This is a genomic window from Rhodospirillum centenum SW, assembly GCF_000016185.1.
GTDB lineage: Bacteria > Pseudomonadota > Alphaproteobacteria > Azospirillales > Azospirillaceae > Rhodocista > Rhodocista centena.
In genome coordinates this window covers 958,931-978,004 of sequence record NC_011420.2, presented here as the reverse complement: position 1 = coordinate 978,004, position 19,074 = coordinate 958,931, and the positions used below count along the sequence as shown (strand labels likewise).

The window sequence follows — 19,074 nt, the reverse complement described above, 5'->3', positions numbered from 1 at the left end:
ACGACAGAGGGCCGCCTTCCCGACCGGAAGGCGGCCCTTCTTCGTTCGCGCGAGGCCCTGTGCCTCAGACCGCCTGCCGGCTGCCGTCCAGGATGCCCGCGAGGCGCTCGCGGAGCTGCTGCACCCGGGCCGTCACCTGGCTGGCGCGGGCCGCGAGGTCGCGGGCAAGCCGGCCGGTCTGTCCGGCATCCTCCGCCACCGCCTGGATGCGGTCGGACACCTCGATCGTGCCGCCCGCCGCACTGGCGGCGCTGGCGCTGATGGACTCCGTGGCGCTGCCCTGCTCGCCGACGGAGGCGCTGATGATGCCGGCGATGCCGTCGATCCGCCGGATCACCTCGTGCAGGCTGTCCATGTCCTCGATCACCTGGGCCGTGGCGGACTGCACGGCCGTGATCTGGCCCGAAATTTCCTCCGTCGCCTTGCCGGTCTGACCGGCCAGACTCTTCACCTCCCCGGCCACGACGGCGAAGCCCTTGCCGGCCTCGCCGGCCCGCGCCGCCTCGATCGTGGCGTTCAGCGCCAGCAGGTTGGTCTGCCCGGCGATGCTGGAGATCAGATCGGTGGCCTGACCGATGTTGCGGGCGGCCTCGGCCAGCCGGCCGACGATGCGCTGGGTCTCCGCCCCGCGCTGCACCGCCTTCGTCACCATGTCGGCGACGGCGCCGACCTGCCGGCCGATCTCACGCGAGCTGGCGGCAAGCTGCTCCGTGGCCGCGGCGACGGTCTGCACGTTGCCGGTGGCGTCCTGCGCGGCACCGGCGACGACGCGCGACTGTTCGCCGGTGCGCCGGGCGGCATCCTCCATGCCCTCGGCCAGCCGGGCGATGTCCGCCGCCTCCGCCAGCACGGCCTCCACGGTGGCGGCCACCTCCTGCTCCAGGGCAGCTGCCAGATCGGACAGGCGGGTCTCGAAGGCCTGCTTGCGCACCCGCTCGCGCCGCATGTCCTCCGCCTTCAGGCGGTCCACCTCCTCGGCGTTGCGGCGGAAGACATCGATGGCGCGGGCCATGGCGCCGATCTCGTCGCGCCGGCCGATACCGGGGATGACGGACAGGCGCTCGCCCTTGGCCAGCGTCCGCATGGCCGCCTCGATCTGCGCCAGCGGCCGGGTGATGGAGCGCAGCAGCAGCAGCGACAGGCCCAGGAACAGCAGCAGCAGCACGCCGCCGACGGCCAGCGTCGCCGCCCGCGTCTGCTCGCGGATCGACAGTTCGGCCGCCTTGGCGGCGGCGGTGCCGTCGCGGGTGAAGGCGAACAGGGCGTCGAACAGCGGCCGCAGCTCCCCGAGGGCGGCGGTCAGGGCGGTGGCCTCGGTCTTCAGCCGCGCCACCGTCTCCCCGAGCGTGACAAGGTCGGTGCGGTAGGCGCGGACCTGGGCGCCGAGGTCCTTCTTCGTCGCCTCGTCGAGCTGCGAGACGGGAAGCTGGAAGTCGAACTGGTTGAAGGCGCGGCGATGCAGGCCGAGGAAGCTCTCATCCTCGGAGATCAGGAACGACTTCTCCGCATTGCGCATCTCCGCCAGGAAGATGAACAGCTCCGCCGCCAGCGTCGGCGGCCATTTGCGCAGTTCCTGGTCGGCCTGGGCGACGGAGGCCAGCATCCGGGCGCGCAGCCCGTCCTGGTCGGTGAAGCCGATGCTGCGCATGGTCGCCAGCACCGTCTCGAACGCCGAACCGACGCCCTGGAGACGGGCGCCGATGGCATCCAGCGTCTCGCGGCTGCCGCCCGCGGCGGGCAGCGCCCGCATCCGCTCGACGCTGGCATGGACCTGGGCGAGAGTGGTCCGCAACGATTCCGCCAGGCCCGCGTCGCGGGCGCGGAGAAAGCCCTGGGTCACCAGTTGCAGTTCCATGGCCTGGCGCTCCAGCCCCGCCGAGGCCTCGGCGAAGGCGTTGAAGGCGGCCATCCGCTCGGTGGCGTTCTGCATCCGGGCGTCGCCGACGACGAAGAGGCCCGCCGTCAGCAGCACCGTGAGCAGGGCGATGATGACGAGCAGCGCGATGCGCGTGCCGATCTGGACGTTGGCAAGCAGACCCACGAGGGAAAGTTTTGCTAGGATCGCGCGGCGTGGAGCCGCATCGGAACGGGAAAGGGGGCCGAACGTGAAAGCGCCGGATGCCGTCAGCGCAGCGTCGGTCATCTCTCTAACTCCGGATCATGGAAAGGACTACGGCCACCGCGGGCTCAGGCACCGGCGGGCGGGCCGCACATTCCGTCCGACACCGGACGAAGGCCCGGAGCGTAAAGCCGCGACGACGACACCCGTGTCTCGGTCTTGCAAAACTTTCGTGAAATGTGAATGTGATAACATACCCGAGCGCCGGGCACGGTTGTTCCGGCCAGAGCCACGGACATGATGCTGACCCCGGACCTGCTGCTGCGCGCCTACGCCGCCGGGATCTTCCCGATGGCGGAGAGCGCCGCCTCGGACGAGCTGATGTGGTTCGACCCGCCGATGCGGGGGATCATGCCGCTCGATGGCTTCCATGTGCCGCGGCGGCTGCGCCGGACGATACGGCAGCAGCCCTTCACGGTGCGCTGCGACAGCGCTTTCCGCGGTGTCATGGAAGCCTGCGCGGAGTCAGGTCCCGGCAGGCCGCAGACCTGGATCAACGGGGATATCCTGGACGCCTACTGCCGCCTGCACGCGCTTGGCTTCGCCCATTCCGTGGAATGCTGGGCGGGCGACCGGCTGGTCGGCGGGCTGTACGGCGTGGCGCTGGGCGCCGCCTTCTTCGGAGAGAGCATGTTCTCCCGCGCCACGGACGCCAGCAAGGTGGCGCTGGTGCATCTGGTCGCCCGGCTCAGGGCCGGCGGCTACACCCTGCTGGACACCCAGTTCGTCACGGAGCATCTGGCGCAGTTCGGCTCCGTCGAAATCCCGCGCGCCCGCTACAAGGCCCTGCTGACCGAGGCGCTGCGCCGGCCGGCGCGCTTTCAGTCCGAGGAGGACGAGGGGGTGCTGGTCTCCGCCTTCCTGCAGTCGATCACCCAGACATCGTAGACCGGGTGCTCCAGCGCCGAGAGCGCGGGACTTGAAGCGAACATCCAGCCCGAGAACAGCGCCACCGCCCCTTCGTCCGGGCGCAGTTCCGTGATCTCCAGGAAGGCTGCCGACTCCGGCGGTTCGATCGGCGGCGCCTTGCGGCAGGCACGGACATGCACCAGAAGCTGGCCGAAGCGCGCCACCTCCCCCACCTTCGCTTCGAAGGAGGAGGCGCGGCCGGTGATCTTGTCCAGGCCGCGCAGAAGCGCGACCGGCATGTCCTCGAAGCTGCGCTGCGGCGCGGCTGGGGCCGGCGGCAGCCGGTTCAGCCCGAGAGATCCGGGGGTCAGGGCACCGGCATCGGACGGCCCCTCCCCCGCCGGGGTCCCGTCGGGCGCAGCCGGAGGCTGGACCGGAGGAGCGGCAGGCGTCTCCGCCGGCACCTCAGCCGGGGTGGTCGGAGCGGGCGCGTCCGGCAGGGCCGGCGGGACTGCCCCGGGTGCCGGTGCCGGGGCGACCTGCCCGGAACCGGGCTGCTCCGGGGCATCCGGGGCAGCGGGTGCCGGAGGGACAGGCGTGAGCACCTGCGGCGCCGGATCGGGCGCGGCCGGTGGCGGCGTGAGCTGGCGCGGCGCCGAGGACGGCGGCACCGCCTCCGGCTGAGGCAGGGGCTGGGACTGGGGCGGCTGCTCGACCCGGGGCTGCAGGGAAATCTGCGCCCGCGCCGGGCCGGCGGCCGCGACGGCCCCCAGCAGAACCAGCGCGGCGATCATGCCTCCGGCCCCGATGCCGGCGGGGAAACCACCCCGGACCCTGCCTGTCGTAAACCTGACGCCCATGAACCTGACGCTCGCCACTGTCCTTGTCCTCAGCTTGCCGCCCGTCCGTCCGGTCTGGACCCCGATTCCGGTGAAATCATGGAGGCTGACCGCCGACCGGCGGTCAGGGTCCCTTCACCGCCTGGAAGCGCAGGCGGACATAGTCGGCCCACCAGGACCCGTCGGGCCGGCGCAGCGCCGGCGCCAGCGATGCCGCGACGTGGTCCAGGAAGGCGCCCCGCTCCGTCGCCGGCAGCCGCGCGGTGAACGCGCCGGCGAAGGTCTCCAGCCAGGCGCGCATGCCCGCCGCCAGTTCGGTCGGCCGCGGGATCAGGGTGATGGAGCGCACGGCGAAGCCCGCGCGGGCAAGCCGCCCGGCGTAATCCTCGGCCGTGGGGAAGAACCAGGGATCGGCCGCCTCCCCGTCCAGGCCGCAGGCGTCCAGCGCCGCCACCAGGGCGTTCCGCACCGTCTCCACGTTGCCGGCCCCGCCCATCTCGGCCACGAAGCGGCCACCGGGCCTGAGAGCGCGGGCGACGCCGGCGATCACCCGGTCGGGATCGCGCATCCAGTGCAGGGCGGCATTGGAGAAGACGGCGTCGAACTCCGCCCGGAACGGCAGGTCATGCCCGTCCACCGCCCGGGCGGCGAGGCCGCGCGCCGCAGCGGCGCGCACCATGTCGGGATCGGCGTCCGCCGCCACGACGTCCACGCCGCGGGCGGCCAGTTCCGCGGTCAGCGCCCCGTCACCGCAGCCGAGGTCCAGGATGCGCTCACCCGGGCACGGGTCGAGCAGGTCCAGGACCGGGCGGCCCAGCGCCGCGACGATGCCGAAGTCCCGCGCGTAGCGGTCGGCATCCCAGGACTGGGCCGGGCCCGGCGGACGGGCGCCGGACACGCTACTTACCCCCGCCGAGCAGGCCGCCCGACGGCGGTTCCGCCGGCTGCTGGCCCTGCTGCCCGCCCCCCTGCTGGCCCCCCTGGCCGCTGCTGAAGATGTAGCGGCCCAGCAGATCCTCCAGGTTCACCGCGGACTGGGTGTACTGGATGCGGTCGCCGGGGTTCAGCAGATCCTCCGCCCCGCCGGGCTGGAGATCGAGGAAACGCCCGCCCAGCAGGCTCTCGCTGGCGATGACGGCCGTCGTGTCCTCCGGCAGCCGGACGGAGGTGTCCACCTCCAGCACCAGCACGGCCTGGAAGGTCTGCTTGTCCAGGTACTGGTTGACGACGGTGCCGACCCGGACGCCGCTGATGCGGACATCCGCGCCCGGCTGCAAGCCGCCGGTGCTGGAGAAGCGGGCCTCCAGCCTGTAGCCGCTGACGGTCCGGACGTTGCTGGACTGGTAGGCGAAGAAGAGGAAGAAGCCGGCCACCACGAGCACGACGGCTCCCAGCACGGTTTCGATGACGTTCCTGCGCATGCGGACTCTTCAGACGGTACGGGCCCCCGCCGGGGAGGGCTGGAAGACAGGGAAAGGGCGCTGGCGCGTCAGCTCGGCGTCCAGGGTTCGTAATCGCCTGTGGCGCGCGCCCGCTGGCCGCCCTGGAGCATGTGCCCCGGCGGCCGGTAGGCGTTCAGCGTCCCGGTGCGGTTGGGCTGATGCTCCTTCACCCAGGGCTTGTGGAAGGGGCTGTTCTCCGGCAGCGGCGCATCCATCGTGTAGTGCAGCCAGCCATGCCATTCGGGCGGCACCTTCGTCGCCTCCGGCTCGCCGTTGAAAAGGACCCAGCGGCGCCGCCGGGTGCCGGAGCGCGCCTTGCGCTCCTCGAAATAGCGGTTGCCGAACTTGTCGGTCCCCACGAGCTGGCCGCGCCGCCAGGTCAGGACGTTGATGGCGACGTTCGCCATCCGGGTGACAAGGGAGGTGCTTTCCTGCTTGGCCATGTCCTGGACAGTCCAATCCACGGGGTAGGGTCGGGCGGCGTGCGGGGCCGGCCGGTCGCGGCGGACTATGGCACCCCGGGGCGGCCCCGTCCACTCCGGTGCGCCCCGGACGGCCGCCACCTGACCGGAAAGATGGGGCTCAGGGTTCCCGGTTGAAGACCCGCCGGAACAGGGCGCGCAGCGCCGCAGCCGGCCCGGAGGCCGTCTTCAGTTCCCATGCTGCCAGCAGCATGCCGGCCACGACGAGCGGCAGCACATAGTAGATGAAGCGATAGGCCAGCAGCGCGCCGAGCACGCCGCCCGCCGAACCCTGGGCCGACAGGCCGAGCAGCAGGATCGTCTCGAACACGCCCAGACCGCCGGGGATGTGGCTGACCATGGCGACGACCAGGGCGGCACAGTAGATACCCAGGAACTCCATGAAGCTGGCACCGTGGGTCTGCGGCAGCAGAAGCCAGAGCGCGGCACCGGCGATCAGGATCTCCAGCGAGGCGATGGCGATCTGGGCCAGCATCAGCCCCGAGGACGGAAGCTGGAACGACCAGCGCCAGACCTTGACCGGCTTGCGCGTCACCTCCGCCAGCACGCAGAGCGCCAGCAGCCCCGCGAGCGTGACCCCGGCCAGCACCTGCACCAGCCATTCCGGCAGGGAGAGCAGCGATGCCACCGGATGCGGACCCACCAGCATGCCGATGGAGCCGGTGAAGCTGACGCCCAGGGTGAAGGTGGTGGTGGAGAAGACGACGACCTTGGCGATCGTCCCCGCCGACAGGCCCGCCGCCGAATAGACCCGGTAGCGGACGGAGCCGCCGCTGATCACGGCCCAGCCGACATTGTTGGAGATCGCGTAGCCGGCGAAGCTGGCCAGCGCCACCGTGGGATAGCGGACCCGGAGGTTCAGGTACCGCAGCGCCGACACGTCGTAGAGGGTCAGCACCATGTAGCCGGCCGCGGTGAGGGCCAGGGCCTCCAGCACCTTCCAGAGCGGCAGCGCGTCGAGGTAGGCCCAGACATCCGCGACATCCACCTCATGCATGACATGGCGGACGGCCACGACGGCCAGGATGACGAGGATCACGAAGCTGGCGATGCCGGACCATGTCCTGGCCCGGGCGGACAGGGACGGCCGCGCCGTCTCCGAGCCCCCGGCCGTCGGCGTCGGTTCGGACCGGGCGGCCTCGCGGGCGGTGTCGAAGGAGGAGTCCATAATCCTATGGGGGTGAACGGGCGTGCCGCCCTGGCCGCCGCACCCTGCCATCCTTCCTTGCAGATGAAAAGCCCCGCGTGTCCCCCGTCCGTTCCGCCGCAGACGCGACTCCGGCACCACCCCGCCCGCCGCCGGTCCGGTCGCCACGGGCCGAGGATTGCCGCGGCTTCCGACCGGGTGGCCCCGGACCCCGGCGCCCTTTCCGGGCCGAGTCCCTGTCAACCCTATAAGCGGTGTGCCCGGCCCTTTCAGGCCACAAAATCTCGTTGCCGCACGAGAACTCGTGGCTTACGTTTCCGTTACACACAGCATCTTGGGGAGGCGGTGCCGGAGGCGCTGGTCGCGCGCGGCCGTTCCCCTTTCCTGAAACGCGGATCGAGAGAGGCAAGGGGCGCCATGCGATTTGAGCGACGCTTCACCACCGAGGGACAGGACGCCTACGAGGGCATCGACTTCCGCCGCGCGACCAGCGAGATCCGCAATCCCGACGGCTCGGTCGTCTTCCAGCTCAAGGACATCGAGGTGCCGGCCGACTGGAGCCAGGTCGCCTGCGATATCCTGGCCCAGAAGTACTTCCGCAAGGCCGGGGTGCCCGCCGCCCTGAAGGCGGTGGAGGAGAACACCGTCCCCTCCTTCCTCTGGCGCCATGTGGCGGACGAGGAGGCGCTGGCCGCCCTGCCGGCCGAGAAGCGCACGGGCAGCGAGATCTCGGCCCGGCAGGTGTTCGACCGGCTGGCCGGCACCTGGGCCTACTGGGGCTGGAAGGGCGGCTATTTCGACGGCGAAGCGGACGCCCGCGTCTTCTACGACGAGATGCGCTTCATGCTGGCGCGCCAGATGGCGGCGCCGAACTCGCCGCAGTGGTTCAACACCGGCATCCACTGGGCCTACGGCATCGACGGCCCCAGCCAGGGCCACTTCTACGTGGACTTCCGCACCGGCGAGCTGGTGAAGTCCGAGACCGCCTATGAGCATCCGCAGCCGCACGCCTGCTTCATCCAGTCCGTCGACGACGATCTGGTGAACGAGGGCGGCATCATGGACCTGTGGGTCCGCGAGGCGCGCCTGTTCAAGTACGGCTCCGGCACCGGCACCAACTTCTCCCGCCTGCGCGGCGAGGGCGAGAAGCTGTCCGGCGGCGGCAAGTCGTCCGGCCTGATGTCCTTCCTGAAGATCGGCGACCGCGCCGCGGGCGCCATCAAGTCGGGCGGCACCACCCGCCGCGCCGCCAAGATGGTGACGGTGGACCTCGACCACCCGGACATCGAGGCCTACATCGACTGGAAGGTCGCGGAGGAGCAGAAGGTGGCCGCGCTGGTCACCGGCTCCAAGACCGTGCGCAAGCACCTGACCATGGTCATGGCCGCCTGCACCGAGGGTTTCGGCCCCGATGCGGATCGCCTGGACCCGCAGAAGAACAAGGCGCTGAAGCGCGCCATCATCGCCGCGCGCAAGGCGCTGGTGCCGGAGAACTACATCCAGCGCGCCGTCCAGCTCGCCGGCCAGGGCTACACGGACTTCGACGTCCGGGTGTTCGACACCGACTGGGATTCGGAAGCCTACCTGACCGTCTCCGGCCAGAACTCCAACAACTCCGTGCGCATCCCGAACGCCTTCCTGGAGGCGGTCGAGACGGATGCCGACTGGACGCTGATCCGCCGCACCGACGGCAAGCCGGCGCGGACGCTGAAGGCCCGCGCGCTGTGGGACAAGATCGCCTATGCCGCGTGGCAGTCGGCCGATCCGGGGGTGCAGTTCGACACCACCATCAACGAGTGGCACACCTGCCCGGCCTCGGGGCGGATCAACGCCTCGAACCCCTGCTCCGAGTACATGTTCCTGGACGACACGGCCTGCAATCTGGCCTCCATCAACCTGATGGAGTTCCGCCGGACGGACGGGAGCTTCGACATCCCGGCCTTCGAGCATGCCTGCCGTCTGTGGACCGTGGTGCTGGAGATCAGCGTCCTGATGGCGCAGTTCCCCTCGCGGGAGATCGCCCGGCTGTCCTATGAGTACCGCACGCTGGGCCTGGGCTTCGCCAACATCGGCGGCCTGCTGATGGCGTCGGGAATCCCCTACGACTCGACCGAGGGGCGCGCCATCTGCGGCGCCATCACGGCGATCATGACCGGCATCGCCTATGCCACCTCCGCCGAGATGGCACAGGAGCTGGGCCCCTTCCCCGGCTATGCGCAGAACCGCGAGGCGATGCTGCGGGTCATCCGCAACCACCGCCGCGCCGCGCACGGCGCACGCTCGGGCTATGAGGATCTGTCGGTGCTGCCGGTGGCGCTGCGCGCCGACGACTGCCCCGACGCCGCCCTGATGGACGCTGCCAAGGCGGCCTGGGACAAGGCGCTGGCGCTGGGCGAGGCGCACGGCTTCCGCAACGCCCAGGCCACGGTGCTGGCCCCGACCGGCACCATCGGGCTGGTGATGGACTGCGACACCACCGGCATCGAGCCCGACTTCGCGCTGGTGAAGTTCAAGAAGCTGGCCGGCGGCGGCTACTTCAAGATCATCAACCGCGCCGTGCCGGAGGCCCTGTCCCGGCTGGGCTACACGCCCGAGGAGATCACCCGGATCGAGCGCTACGCGGTCGGCCACGGCACGCTGCAGGGCGCGCCCGGCATCGACCATGCCAAGCTGCGGGCCAAGGGCTTCGGCGACGCCGAACTGGAGAAGCTGGAGGCGGCGCTGGGCTCCGCCTTCGACATCAAGTTCGCCTTCAACCGCTGGACCTTCGGCGAGGCGTTCTGCACCGAGACGCTGGGCATCCCGCCGGCGGCGCTGGACGATTTCGGCTTCGACATGCTGGCCTTCCTGGGCTTCGGCAAGGCCGAGATCGAGGCCGCCAACGTCTACTGCTGCGGGGCGATGACACTGGAGGGCGCGCCGGGCCTGAAGGACGAGCACCTGCCGGTGTTCGACTGCGCCAGCCCGTGCGGCAAGGTCGGCAGGCGCTACCTCTCCGCCCAGAGCCACATCCGCATGATGGCGGCGGCACAGCCCTTCATCTCGGGCGCCATCTCCAAGACCATCAACATGCCCAACCACGCCGGCGTGGAGGAGTGCAAGGACGCCTATCTGCTGTCCTGGCGCCTGGGCCTGAAGGCGAACGCGCTCTACCGCGACGGCTCGAAGCTGAGCCAGCCGCTGAACGCACAGGTGCTGGAGGAGGACGAGGAGGAGACGGCCGACGAGGAGTCGCTGGTCGAGCGCATCGTCGAGGCCCCGGCCGCGGCGCGCGCGCCCCTGATCGCCGAGCGCATCGTCGAGCGGGTGGTGGAGAAGGTGATCCGCCAGACCGAGCGGGAGAAGCTGCCGCACCGGCGCAAGGGCTATACCCAGAAGGCCATGGTCGGCGGGCACAAGGTCTATCTGCGCACCGGCGAGTACCAGGACGGCCGGCTGGGCGAGATCTTCATCGACATGCACAAGGAGGGCGCCGCCTTCCGGTCGATGATGAACAACTTCGCCATCGCCGTGTCGCTGGGTCTCCAGTACGGCGTGCCGCTGGAGGAGTATGTGGAGGCGTTCACCTTCACCCGCTTCGAACCGTCGGGCATGGTCCAGGGCAACGACGCCATCAAGATGGCGACCTCCATCCTGGACTACGTGTTCCGCGAACTGGCGATCTCCTACCTCGGCCGCAACGATCTGGCGCACGCCACGCCGGAGGACCTGCTGCCCGACACGATGGGCCGCGGCGAGCGGCAGGCCGAGCTGCCGGAGGCCGCCGCCCGGGTGACGAAGGAGACGCTGGACGTGGTGGCGCGCGTCGCCAGCACGGGCTATGTCCGCTCCAATCTGCGGGTGCTGCCCGGCGGGGCCGCCGGCAAGGCGGTGCAGGCGTTCGAGAGCGTCGCCGCCCCCGTCGCCTATGCCGCCACCGGCACGGAGACGGCCCGTCCGGCCACCGCCTTCGCCGGCGGCGGCACGACGACGACGACCACCACGACCGTCCACTACCACCGGGAAAGCAGCAGCGACGCCCGGCTGGAGAAGGTCAAGGAGGCCCGTGCCAAAGGCTACGAGGGCGATCCCTGCCCCGAGTGCGGGAACATGACCCTGGTGCGCAACGGCACCTGCCTCAAGTGCGATACCTGCGGCTCGACGACCGGCTGTAGCTGAGCCCCGCGCCAGCCGGAGCGTCCTGCCTTCCCCCCGGGCGCGGCCTGACCGCCGCGCCCGGGGTTTCTTCTGCCCGGAGGGAAGCGGATTATCCACAGGCTGCGCAACACTACGCATCCTCATGATCCGTCCTCCTCAGGGAGGACTCTACCTCAGCCCGGATACAGTTCAGGGGTGCACGTCAGAGGCTTGCGGCGATGTGACGGAAGGCCGTGAAAATATCGGCGCGTCGTTCGTAGTGGACAGCGATGCGGTGGAAGCGGGCGAACCAGGCTGCCCTGCCCGACGGCCCCGCGCCGGAGACCGGACGGGTCCGGCCCCGGCCTACCCGAAGATCCCCACCGACTGCCGGTGCAGCGCCAGCAGGCGGCCGTCGGCGGACCAGCTTGTCATGGCCTGACCGCTGAAGCCGCCGCCGCCATGGTCGGCGCTGCTGCGGGTCAGGACCCAGCCGGGGCCGGCATCCGCGCCGGCCGGATCGGTCCCGTCCGCCACGGTCAGCACGGCCGGGGCCGGTCCCGCCGCCGGCAGGCCGCCGGGGAAGTCGATGAACCAGGTCAGGCTCGCCACCGGCATCAGCCCGCGCAGCCGGGCCGTGGCGGCCGGCGGCAGCACGTCCAGCGCGGCGATCAGACCGGCCTCGCTGGTCCGCGCCGCGGGGTCGTGGTGCCGGGTCCACCACTCGATCTCCGCCTCGGCACCGCCGCCGAAGGGCACGCCGCGCACCACCCGCACGTCGAACTGCCCGATGAAGACCGGCCCCATGCCGCGCAGCGGCGGCAGGCGGATGCCGGCGGCGGGGTCGGGCATGGGGGCGCGCGGCGGCGACTCCAGGGTCAGGCGGGACTCGCGCTCCGGCCCGAAACAGGCGGTCAGGCTGGCCGCCACCTCCTGCCCGCCGCCGGTGACGACGGTCGCCTCGATGAAACTGGCCGTGCGGCCCCGGCGCAGGGGCCGGATCTGGATGTCGATCTCCCCCAGTGCCGGGCCGATGAAGGCCATGGTGAGGGAGCGCAACGGCGCCGCCTCCCCCGTCTCCCGCCGGATCGCCTCGACGCAGAGGGCCGTGACGAGACCGCCGAAGCCGGCGCGGCCCTGGCTCCAGTTCGGCGGGACCGGCACCCGCCAGCCGGACGGCCCCGGCGCCAGCGCGGCCAGGATGTCGCCGAACCAGGGACGCTCCGGCGCGGCGGAGTCGTCGGGGGCGGGCCTGCCAGGAAGGTTCTCGGGAGGGCTGTCGGTCACGCGGGCTGGTCTCCGGATCGGGATGGACGGGTGCCAGTGTAGCCGCGCGCCGCCGCGCCGGCCGTCCCGGCCGCCGGGACATCCGCCCTGCGGACCGGCCCTGCCACCGGAAAGGAGGGACGCTCCTCCGAAGCAATCCGTCTTTATTGCCCAGGAATGCAAAAGGGTAAGGTCAGGGGCGGGGTCCGCTCTGCTTGTTGAGCCCCCGGAGAATGACCATCTGTAGACGACCGTCATTGCTTGCGGGGCCGGTCCGGCACCCCGCCGGCAACTTGCCCCGCCGGCACAGAGAATGCCCATGCCCCCGAAGACCACCCACGATCCCGTCCAGCGTCAGGCCGATGCCCTGCTCCGGCTGTGGGGGGTGGGCGCGGCGGACACCGCCCGGCGCTATCTGGCGGAAGCGGAGAAGACCCGCAAGGCCGACCGCATCCAGTACTGGCAGCAGGTCCTGGAGATGCTGTCCCCGTCCCCGCCCCCCAGGGAAGCCTGACCCTTCCTTTTCCCATCCGAGAGACCGCATTCTGCGGCACACTGATCCGGGCGGCGGTCGGCGATGACCGGCGGGTGCCTGCACGTCTTTTCTGCGCGCCGGCAGGGCAGCCTCTGGAAATCGGCAGTCCACGGCAGGGCGGCAGCCTGATATCAGGGCTGCCCCCGTGCGTCGGCGCTCCGTCCCTGTCCGGACGGAAGCCTGGCGCGCGGGCGAGACCGGGCGATCAGTAGAAGAAGGAAGACCTCGATGTCGAACCTCCATAAACGTGCCATGGAAGCGGTGTTGCAGGCAGCCGAGATGGATGTGCTGGGCAGCCTGGAGGAGCGGGAGATCCGCGACCGCCACAGCGAGGAGGGCGACGAAGCCGTGCTGGACGTGGCGATCCTGCATGCCTACCGGGTCTTCGTGCGCATCTGCGAGAATCAGGGCCTGACGGCGGACGGCTGGCTGTTCGCAGACCTTGCCGGCGAACTGGCCGAAGAGATGGCGCAGGAGGAGCAGGCCTGAGGCAAGCAGGCCTGAGGCAAGACCGCCCCCCCCTGGCGCACGGCGGTTCAGCCGCCGCCGTCGCCGGGGTCGCGGCGGGTCTGATCCAGAAGACCGGGCGGGGCCGGCAACAACCGGAAGGACAGGTTGAGTCCGTCCACATGCTGCGCCACGATGGCGAGTGCCTGACGGTCGAGCGGATCGTCGGCATCAATGGCGAAACAGTCGAGGTCCGGATGCCGGCGGTGCATCTCGTTCACCAGCCGGACCATGCGGACCACCGCCCTGGCAAGGGATGCCGGCAGATCGGTGAGGTCGGGATAGGGGATCATGCCTCTGTCCAAAGGCATCGGACGGCCCCGACCCTGCCCGTTCCCGACGGCATTCCGCGGCGGGCGGGCGGACAGGACGATGGGCCGGGTGGCGTCAGGCCGGGCAGGGTCAGGCCGGCTGATGTTAAGCGCACGTTTCCGGACGGTCCGCCGGGTCCGGGAACGGCCTGACCGGACGGCGAAAGAACTGGACCGGGCCGGCCGCTCCGGCTAGGTACGGATGACCCCCTGAGTGGAGCATGGGCGTGGCCATGGGCGTGACGCAGTCGCTGGAATCGGTCGCCAAGCTGGCGCTGGAGGTGACCCGGGGCGGGCTGCCGCTCGGACCGGGGGCGCTCAGCGTCAACGCGGACGGCATCGTCGAGATCCGGCGTCCGCCGCCGGCCTCGCGTCACCATTTCCATCTGGACGGGCTGCTGTTCCATGTCTCCGTGACGCCGGACGCGGACCGGACTCTGTTCCAGATCTGGGCCGAGATCGGCTACCTGCCCTATTCCATCGAGGCGCCGGAGAAGCGGCAGACCCTGTTCACCCTGCTGCGCGCCACCAGCCACCTGCGCAAGGCGCGGTTCGTGGTGGACGAGAAGCAGAAGATCCTGGTGCTGGGCCAGCGCGAACTGCCCGGCCACATGACACTCACGGACCTGATGTACGAGGCGGTCCAGTTCCTGCAGGAGGCACGCCCCTATCTGCGGGTGTTCGGCCAGTATCTCTGATCCCGGCATTTCTGATACGCGGTTCCGCCCGGCGACAGGGCCGGCGCTGAGGACGACGGAAAAAGAAACGGGGGACGGCGTGCCGTCCCCCGTCGGCGTTTGCGGCACCCGCCTCAGGCGAGTCCGGCGAGGACCCAGACCAGAGCCGCCGCCGCCGCCGCGACCAGCAGCGCCCGCCAGGGCGAGGCGATGCGCGGGGCCGGCACGTCGCCCGGCAGGTCCACCCAGCCGGTGAGCATCGGCTCGATCAGGTCGCGCCGCTTCACCACGGCATAGAAGACGATGGCCGAGACATGCACGACCACCGTGATCTGCAACAGGGTGAAGTTGACCTCGTGGATGGTCTCCAGCAGGTCCGCGGTGCGGGAGCTGACCAGATGGTTCAGCGGCGCCTCCACCACGAAGATGTCGCCGCCGCTGAGGAACAGGCCGGTGGTGACCTGCACCGTGACCAGCAGCAGCAGCGCCACCACGGCCCAGGCGCCCAGCGGGTTGTGTCCGACATGGACCTCCGCCGGGCCGGGCCGCAGCAGGCTGCGGACATGCTCCACCGCCACCATCGGGTTGCGGATGAAGCTGCTGAACCGCGACGTCTCGCTACCGACCAGCCCCCAGGCGAGGCGGAACAGGATCAGGCCCAGCGCCCCGTAGCCGAACAGCAGATGCTGTTCGAACTCCTCGGTCTCAGCCGTCCACCAGGCCCCGATCAGGCAGGTGAGCAGCCCCCAGTGGAAAAGCCGCGTGGCTCCGTCCCAGACGGTGACCATCCGCGACGCCTTCTCCGTTTCCGCCATCACCGGCCCCTCAGTCCTCGTGGTAGGCTTCGTGGCAGGACTTGCAGGTCTCGTAGAGAGCCCCGAACTGCTTGCCGATCGCCGCGCGGTCGCCGGTGTCCGCGACCTTGACCAGCAGTTCGGCCTGCTGACCCATCGCCTGGAAGCCCTTGGCGAACTTCTCCATCTCCGTCCAGATCGCGGCCTTGGCCTCGCTCTTGCCGAAGCCGACGGCGGTGCCCTCCGGCCACAGGCCCTCGAACTTCGGCCCCGTGGTGACGACCGTCTCGGCCGCCGTCTTCACCTCCGCCGCGGTGCCCTTGCCGTCCTTGACGAAGGCCTGGATCGACTTCATCGCCCCGCCGATCTCCTTCATCTGCGACTGGCGCTGCTTGACCGCGTCCGCGGGGTCCTGGGCCATGGCCGTGCCGACGGCCGCCACGGCGACCAGCCCGGCGGACAGCAGAGCACTCTGGAAAAGCTTGGAGATCGGACGCTTCATTTCTTCATTTCCTCTCGATCCTGTCAGGGAAGCCAGCCGTTCCGCCTTGTGGAAGGGGTCGGCGATGGTGTAACGGGCTTGGACCGGCCCATCGGACGGCCCAAGAGTGCCCGCGCCCCCGCTGCGACGCAAGCCGACCCCGCCCGTTCGTTCGGGTGGGCAGGCCTGCAGCGACGGGCGCGCCGGAGAACCGCCGATGGACGCAACCGCGCCGATGACGGCATCGGCGTCCGCATCGACAAGGGAAGGCGAATGTCCACCATCCGGTCCGTCTGCGTCTACTGCGGGTCTTCAGGCCAGGTCGCGGACACCTACAAGCAGGCGGCACACGATCTGGGGCGGCGCATCGGCGCAGCGGGACTGCGCCTCGTCTACGGCGGCGGACGCGTCGGCCTGATGGGGATCACGGCCGATGCCGCCCTTGCCGAAGGCGGCGAGGTGGTGGGGATCATTCCCGAGCATATCCAGGCCCTGGAGGTGGACCACACCGGCCTCACGGAACTGCATGTGGTGGACAGCATGCATACCCGCAAGGCCATGATGGTTTCTCGGTCCGATGCCTTCGTGATTCTGCCGGGGGGACTCGGCACCCTGGACGAGGCGTTCGAGATCATCACCTGGCGCCAGCTCCGCCTGCACGACAAGCCGATCATCATCGTGGACGTGGACGGCTACTGGGCGCCGCTGCGCGCGCTGCTGACGCATATCCGCGAGACCGGCTTCGGCCGGATGGAGATCGAGCGGCTCTACACGTTCGTGGACCGGGTGGAGGACGTGCTGCCGGCCCTGGAGGTGGCGCCCGTCCCGACGGTGGAGGCGCGCGTCGCCCGCCTCTGAGCGGAGGCGGAGCGCCCCGGACGGCCCCGCGGAACTGCACCTTTGGACAGGGTGCGGCGGGGCCGGGTTCGGTTGCGCCGGGGGTCCTGTTAGGCTCTTATGTCGCAACGCCGGCAACGATCCGGCGTCTGGATAACGGAAGCCGGGAGAGGCCCGCACCATGCCGAAGATCAAGGTCGCCAATCCGATCGTCGAACTCGACGGCGACGAGATGACGCGCGTCATCTGGCAGTTCATCAAGGACCGCCTGCGATCCTGCCCTATCTCGACGTGGACCTGAAATACTACGATCTCGGCATCGAGAACCGGGACGCGACGGACGACCGGGTGACGGTCGAGGCGGCCGAGGCGATCAAGCAGTACGGCGTGGGCGTGAAGTGCGCGACCATCACGCCGGACGAGGCGCGGGTCAAGGAATTCAACCTGAAGGAGATGTGGAAGTCCCCCAACGGGACCATCCGCAACATCCTGGGCGGCACCGTCTTCCGCGAGCCGATCATCTGCAGGAACGTGCCGCGGCTGGTGCCGGGCTGGACCCAGCCGATCGTGATCGGCCGGCATGCCTTCGGCGACCAGTACCGCGCCACCGACTTCATCATCCCGGCGGCCGGGCGGCTGTCCATCACCTTCACCAGCCGCGACGGTACCAGCAACATCCGCCACACCGTCTTCGACTTCGACGGCCCCGGCATCGCCATGGGCATGTACAATGTGGACGAGTCGATCCGTGGCTTTGCACGCGCCTGTTTCAACTACGGCCTGCTGCGCAACTACCCGGTCTATCTCTCGACCAAGAACACGATCCTCAAGGCGTATGACGGGCGCTTCAAGGACCTGTTCCAGGAGGTGTTCGACGCCGAGTTCGCCGAGGCGTTCAAGGCCAAGGGCCTGACCTACGAGCACCGGCTGATCGACGACATGGTGGCGTCGGCGCTGAAATGGTCGGGCAACTTCCTCTGGGCCGCGAAGAACTACGACGGCGACGTGCAGTCCGATCTCGTGGCGCAGGGCTTCGGCAGCCTGGGCCTGATGACCTCGGTGCTGATGACGCCGGACGGCCGCACCATCGAGGCGGAGGCCGCGCACGGCACCGTCACCCGCCACTTCCGCGACCACCAGAAGGGCAAGCCGACCAGCACCAACCCCATCGCCAGCATCTTCGCCTGGACCCAGGGCCTGTCCTACCGCGGCAAGTTCGACCAGACGCCGGAGGTCACCCTGTTCGCCAAGACGCTGGAGCGGGTCTGCGTGGAGACGGTGGAGGCCGGCTTCATGACCAAGGATCTGGCCCTGCTGATCGGCCCGGAGCAGCCCTGGATGACCACCCAGGACTTCCTGGCGAAGCTGGACGACAATCTGAAGCTGGCGATGGGCTACTGACCCCGGCGGGCGCCGCTGCCCCCACCGACCCGTCGAGCATCACCCGCCCCCCCGGAGGCCCGGCCTCCGGGGGTTTTCCATGGCCGCGCCGCCCGGAGAGGCGCCGGGCGTTCTCCGCTCAGTCCGTCACCGCGTCCCAGGTGGGCGCCCGCCCGCCGGCCCAGGTGACCCGCAGCACCCGGCCCGGGGCCACCGACTGGACGGCGTGGGGGAACAGGGCGACGAGGCAGGTGCCGCCCGGATGCCGCACGGAGGGGTAGACGATGCCGTTGCGCCCCTCCGTCCGCAGAGTCTCCGCCAGGGCATTGCCCGCGGGGTATCCCACGGCGGGGTCGGGATCGAGGCAGGCCGGGACCGGGACGACGCCGCGGAGATCGCAGAACTCCCCGGCGAAGGAGGCGAACAGTTCCGCATACTCCACCACCGCACGGAAGTCCCCGACCCGCTCCAGCTCGCGCGTCAGATGGAAGATGACCTCGGCCAGGCAGGTCTCGACCGCGAAGGCCGCGTACCACGCCCCACGGCCCGGCCCGTTGAAGCGGTTCAGGTCGCGCGGACGCCAGTAGGAGAAGGCAGCGTTGATGAAAAGGGCCTGGGGAAGCCCGGCGACGAACTCCGCGCTGCCGATACCGTCCGCCCCACGGGCCTGCGCCATGATCCGACCGCTGGTCGCGCCTTCGATCTCGGCCAGATCGTCCACCATGTCCGCGGGCACGAGGCCCCGCAGCACCGGATCGCGGAGCCGGGCGCTGGTCACCAGCCGTACCGTCCGCTCCAGCGCGAGGCGACGCACGGGCAGCGCCATCAGAGCCCGCCGCGCAGGGCATCGACATGGCGGCGCACCTCCAGCATCAGCGGGATGCCTCCCTCGACCATGGCGTCGATGGGGGTCTGTCCGTCGAACAACGGCCCCCGGTTCCGCAGCCGCGGCCAGCGGTCGGCCATGGCGTCCGCGAAGAGAAGATGCAGGCCCTTGTAGAGGCCGACGAGGGCCGAAACCCTGTAGAGCTGGTCCTGACTGAGGGTCTGGGTCCAGGCACCTGTCCTGATCCTGTCCCAGGTGCTTTCCGAAACCCCGAGGAGGGCGGCCGCCTCCGGTCGGGACAGGGTCCAGGTCTCCGCCAGACGCCGCATGGCCGCCAGCGAGGCCGGGGTCAGGCGGGCGCGGTCCGAGGGATCGGCAAAGGTCTGCTGCCGGGGGCGCGAGGTCGGCAGGCGGTCGCCCGATGTCTGCGCAAGCGGCGGCATCCGTGCCCTCCGTTATCATCCGC

At 70.3% G+C, this 19,074-nt stretch carries 18 protein-coding genes and 2 pseudogenes; 7 read left to right on the top strand and 13 right to left on the bottom strand.

What is annotated here, in order from left to right; all coding sequences use genetic code 11:
* Positions 1 to 64: 64 nt before the first annotated feature.
* Positions 65 to 2,041, bottom strand: coding sequence for a methyl-accepting chemotaxis protein (locus RC1_RS21945; RefSeq protein ID WP_049766644.1), 1,977 nt, complete (start codon positions 2,039 to 2,041; stop codon positions 65 to 67).
* A gap of 315 nt (positions 2,042 to 2,356) precedes the next feature.
* Between RC1_RS21945 and aat the strand changes: the two genes are divergently transcribed.
* Positions 2,357 to 3,007: a leucyl/phenylalanyl-tRNA--protein transferase gene (aat, locus tag RC1_RS04400; protein ID WP_012566144.1), complete on the top strand. Its 651-nt coding sequence runs from the start codon at positions 2,357 to 2,359 to the stop codon at positions 3,005 to 3,007.
* On the opposite strand, the gene RC1_RS22460 is transcribed toward aat, so the two are convergent.
* The 5 genes from RC1_RS22460 to RC1_RS04375 form a co-directional block, all read right to left on the bottom strand.
* Positions 2,941 to 3,762 carry a DUF2155 domain-containing protein gene (locus RC1_RS22460; RefSeq protein WP_083759248.1) on the bottom strand — a complete coding sequence of 274 codons (822 nt, stop codon included), beginning with the start codon at positions 3,760 to 3,762 and terminating at the stop codon, positions 2,941 to 2,943. The two genes, aat and RC1_RS22460, sit on opposite strands and share 67 nt — an antisense overlap.
* Before the next feature lie 169 nt (positions 3,763 to 3,931).
* A complete protein-coding gene (locus tag RC1_RS04390; protein ID WP_012566143.1) occupies positions 3,932 to 4,705 on the bottom strand; it encodes a class I SAM-dependent methyltransferase in 774 nt (257 codons plus the stop codon).
* 1 nt (position 4,706) lies between these two features.
* Positions 4,707 to 5,228, bottom strand: a complete 522-nt coding sequence (mlaD, locus tag RC1_RS04385; RefSeq protein WP_012566142.1) for an outer membrane lipid asymmetry maintenance protein MlaD — start codon at positions 5,226 to 5,228, stop codon at positions 4,707 to 4,709.
* A gap of 68 nt (positions 5,229 to 5,296) precedes the next feature.
* Positions 5,297 to 5,692: an NADH:ubiquinone oxidoreductase subunit NDUFA12 gene (locus RC1_RS04380; protein WP_012566141.1), complete on the bottom strand. Its 396-nt coding sequence runs from the start codon at positions 5,690 to 5,692 to the stop codon at positions 5,297 to 5,299.
* A 139-nt stretch (positions 5,693 to 5,831) separates the two neighbouring features.
* Positions 5,832 to 6,899: a lysylphosphatidylglycerol synthase domain-containing protein gene (locus RC1_RS04375; RefSeq protein WP_012566140.1), complete on the bottom strand. Its 1,068-nt coding sequence runs from the start codon at positions 6,897 to 6,899 to the stop codon at positions 5,832 to 5,834.
* Between the two features lie 396 nt (positions 6,900 to 7,295).
* Between RC1_RS04375 and RC1_RS04370 the strand changes: the two genes are divergently transcribed.
* On the top strand, positions 7,296 to 11,036 hold the full coding sequence (locus tag RC1_RS04370) for a vitamin B12-dependent ribonucleotide reductase (protein ID WP_012566139.1): 3,741 nt from the start codon (positions 7,296 to 7,298) through the stop codon (positions 11,034 to 11,036).
* 181 nt (positions 11,037 to 11,217) lie between these two features.
* Here the strand turns inward: RC1_RS04370 and RC1_RS21365 are convergent.
* A pseudogene (locus RC1_RS21365) lies at positions 11,218 to 11,310 on the bottom strand (IS5/IS1182 family transposase); the annotation flags it as partial.
* A 50-nt stretch (positions 11,311 to 11,360) separates the two neighbouring features.
* Entirely contained in the window at positions 11,361 to 12,281 is a 921-nt protein-coding gene (locus RC1_RS04365; protein WP_012566138.1) for a thioesterase family protein, read from the bottom strand.
* Between the two features lie 298 nt (positions 12,282 to 12,579).
* On the opposite strand from RC1_RS04365, the gene RC1_RS04360 reads away from it, so the two are divergent.
* Both RC1_RS04360 and RC1_RS04355 read left to right on the top strand, forming a co-directional pair.
* Positions 12,580 to 12,774, top strand: coding sequence for a hypothetical protein (locus RC1_RS04360; RefSeq protein ID WP_041785126.1), 195 nt, complete (start codon positions 12,580 to 12,582; stop codon positions 12,772 to 12,774).
* 249 nt (positions 12,775 to 13,023) lie between these two features.
* A complete protein-coding gene (locus tag RC1_RS04355; RefSeq protein WP_012566136.1) occupies positions 13,024 to 13,284 on the top strand; it encodes a hypothetical protein in 261 nt (86 codons plus the stop codon).
* A 47-nt stretch (positions 13,285 to 13,331) separates the two neighbouring features.
* Here the strand turns inward: RC1_RS04355 and RC1_RS04350 are convergent, their stop codons facing one another.
* Positions 13,332 to 13,595, bottom strand: coding sequence for a hypothetical protein (locus RC1_RS04350; RefSeq protein WP_012566135.1), 264 nt, complete (start codon positions 13,593 to 13,595; stop codon positions 13,332 to 13,334).
* Positions 13,596 to 13,834: 239 nt separating this feature from the next.
* Here RC1_RS04350 and RC1_RS04345 point away from each other — a divergent pair, with 239 nt between their 5' ends.
* A complete protein-coding gene (locus tag RC1_RS04345; protein ID WP_012566134.1) occupies positions 13,835 to 14,311 on the top strand; it encodes a hypothetical protein in 477 nt (158 codons plus the stop codon).
* Positions 14,312 to 14,424: 113 nt separating this feature from the next.
* Here RC1_RS04345 and RC1_RS04340 read toward each other — a convergent pair whose 3' ends face one another.
* Both RC1_RS04340 and RC1_RS19875 read right to left on the bottom strand, forming a co-directional pair.
* Positions 14,425 to 15,105: a cytochrome b/b6 domain-containing protein gene (locus RC1_RS04340; protein WP_012566133.1), complete on the bottom strand. Its 681-nt coding sequence runs from the start codon at positions 15,103 to 15,105 to the stop codon at positions 14,425 to 14,427.
* A 10-nt stretch (positions 15,106 to 15,115) separates the two neighbouring features.
* Positions 15,116 to 15,586 carry a c-type cytochrome gene (locus RC1_RS19875; protein ID WP_012566132.1) on the bottom strand — a complete coding sequence of 157 codons (471 nt, stop codon included), beginning with the start codon at positions 15,584 to 15,586 and terminating at the stop codon, positions 15,116 to 15,118.
* 252 nt (positions 15,587 to 15,838) lie between these two features.
* On the opposite strand from RC1_RS19875, the gene RC1_RS04330 reads away from it, so the two are divergent.
* Together RC1_RS04330 and RC1_RS04325 are read left to right on the top strand one after the other, a co-directional pair.
* Entirely contained in the window at positions 15,839 to 16,423 is a 585-nt protein-coding gene (locus RC1_RS04330; protein ID WP_012566131.1) for an LOG family protein, read from the top strand.
* 160 nt (positions 16,424 to 16,583) lie between these two features.
* A pseudogene (locus RC1_RS04325) lies at positions 16,584 to 17,803 on the top strand (NADP-dependent isocitrate dehydrogenase).
* 118 nt (positions 17,804 to 17,921) lie between these two features.
* Here RC1_RS04325 and RC1_RS04320 read toward each other — a convergent pair.
* Both RC1_RS04320 and RC1_RS04315 read right to left on the bottom strand, forming a co-directional pair.
* Complete coding sequence (locus RC1_RS04320; RefSeq protein WP_012566130.1) at positions 17,922 to 18,608, bottom strand: RES family NAD+ phosphorylase; 687 nt, start codon at positions 18,606 to 18,608, stop codon at positions 17,922 to 17,924.
* Positions 18,608 to 19,051, bottom strand: a complete 444-nt coding sequence (locus tag RC1_RS04315) for an antitoxin Xre-like helix-turn-helix domain-containing protein (RefSeq protein ID WP_012566129.1) — start codon at positions 19,049 to 19,051, stop codon at positions 18,608 to 18,610. The genes RC1_RS04320 and RC1_RS04315 overlap by 1 nt, the downstream gene beginning before the upstream one ends.
* Positions 19,052 to 19,074: the final 23 nt, after the last annotated feature.

What these genes read in the sequence shown, in the direction of transcription:
- RC1_RS04350 (WP_012566135.1), bottom strand. Translation starts at nt 13,595, where the DNA reads ATGATCCCCTATCCCGACCTCACCGATCTGCCGGCATCCCTTGCCAGG.
- RC1_RS04320 (WP_012566130.1), bottom strand. Translation starts at nt 18,608, where the DNA reads ATGGCGCTGCCCGTGCGTCGCCTCGCGCTGGAGCGGACGGTACGGCTG.
- RC1_RS04375 (WP_012566140.1), bottom strand. Translation starts at nt 6,899, where the DNA reads ATGGACTCCTCCTTCGACACCGCCCGCGAGGCCGCCCGGTCCGAACCG.
- RC1_RS19875 (WP_012566132.1), bottom strand. Translation starts at nt 15,586, where the DNA reads ATGAAGCGTCCGATCTCCAAGCTTTTCCAGAGTGCTCTGCTGTCCGCC.
- RC1_RS22460 (WP_083759248.1), bottom strand. Translation starts at nt 3,762, where the DNA reads ATGATCGCCGCGCTGGTTCTGCTGGGGGCCGTCGCGGCCGCCGGCCCG.
- aat (WP_012566144.1), top strand. Translation starts at nt 2,357, where the DNA reads ATGATGCTGACCCCGGACCTGCTGCTGCGCGCCTACGCCGCCGGGATC.
- RC1_RS04340 (WP_012566133.1), bottom strand. Translation starts at nt 15,105, where the DNA reads ATGGCGGAAACGGAGAAGGCGTCGCGGATGGTCACCGTCTGGGACGGA.
- RC1_RS04345 (WP_012566134.1), top strand. Translation starts at nt 13,835, where the DNA reads ATGGGCGTGGCCATGGGCGTGACGCAGTCGCTGGAATCGGTCGCCAAG.
- RC1_RS04315 (WP_012566129.1), bottom strand. Translation starts at nt 19,051, where the DNA reads ATGCCGCCGCTTGCGCAGACATCGGGCGACCGCCTGCCGACCTCGCGC.
- RC1_RS04330 (WP_012566131.1), top strand. Translation starts at nt 15,839, where the DNA reads ATGTCCACCATCCGGTCCGTCTGCGTCTACTGCGGGTCTTCAGGCCAG.
- mlaD (WP_012566142.1), bottom strand. Translation starts at nt 5,228, where the DNA reads ATGCGCAGGAACGTCATCGAAACCGTGCTGGGAGCCGTCGTGCTCGTG.
- RC1_RS04380 (WP_012566141.1), bottom strand. Translation starts at nt 5,692, where the DNA reads ATGGCCAAGCAGGAAAGCACCTCCCTTGTCACCCGGATGGCGAACGTC.
- RC1_RS04355 (WP_012566136.1), top strand. Translation starts at nt 13,024, where the DNA reads ATGTCGAACCTCCATAAACGTGCCATGGAAGCGGTGTTGCAGGCAGCC.
- RC1_RS04360 (WP_041785126.1), top strand. Translation starts at nt 12,580, where the DNA reads ATGCCCCCGAAGACCACCCACGATCCCGTCCAGCGTCAGGCCGATGCC.
- RC1_RS04370 (WP_012566139.1), top strand. Translation starts at nt 7,296, where the DNA reads ATGCGATTTGAGCGACGCTTCACCACCGAGGGACAGGACGCCTACGAG.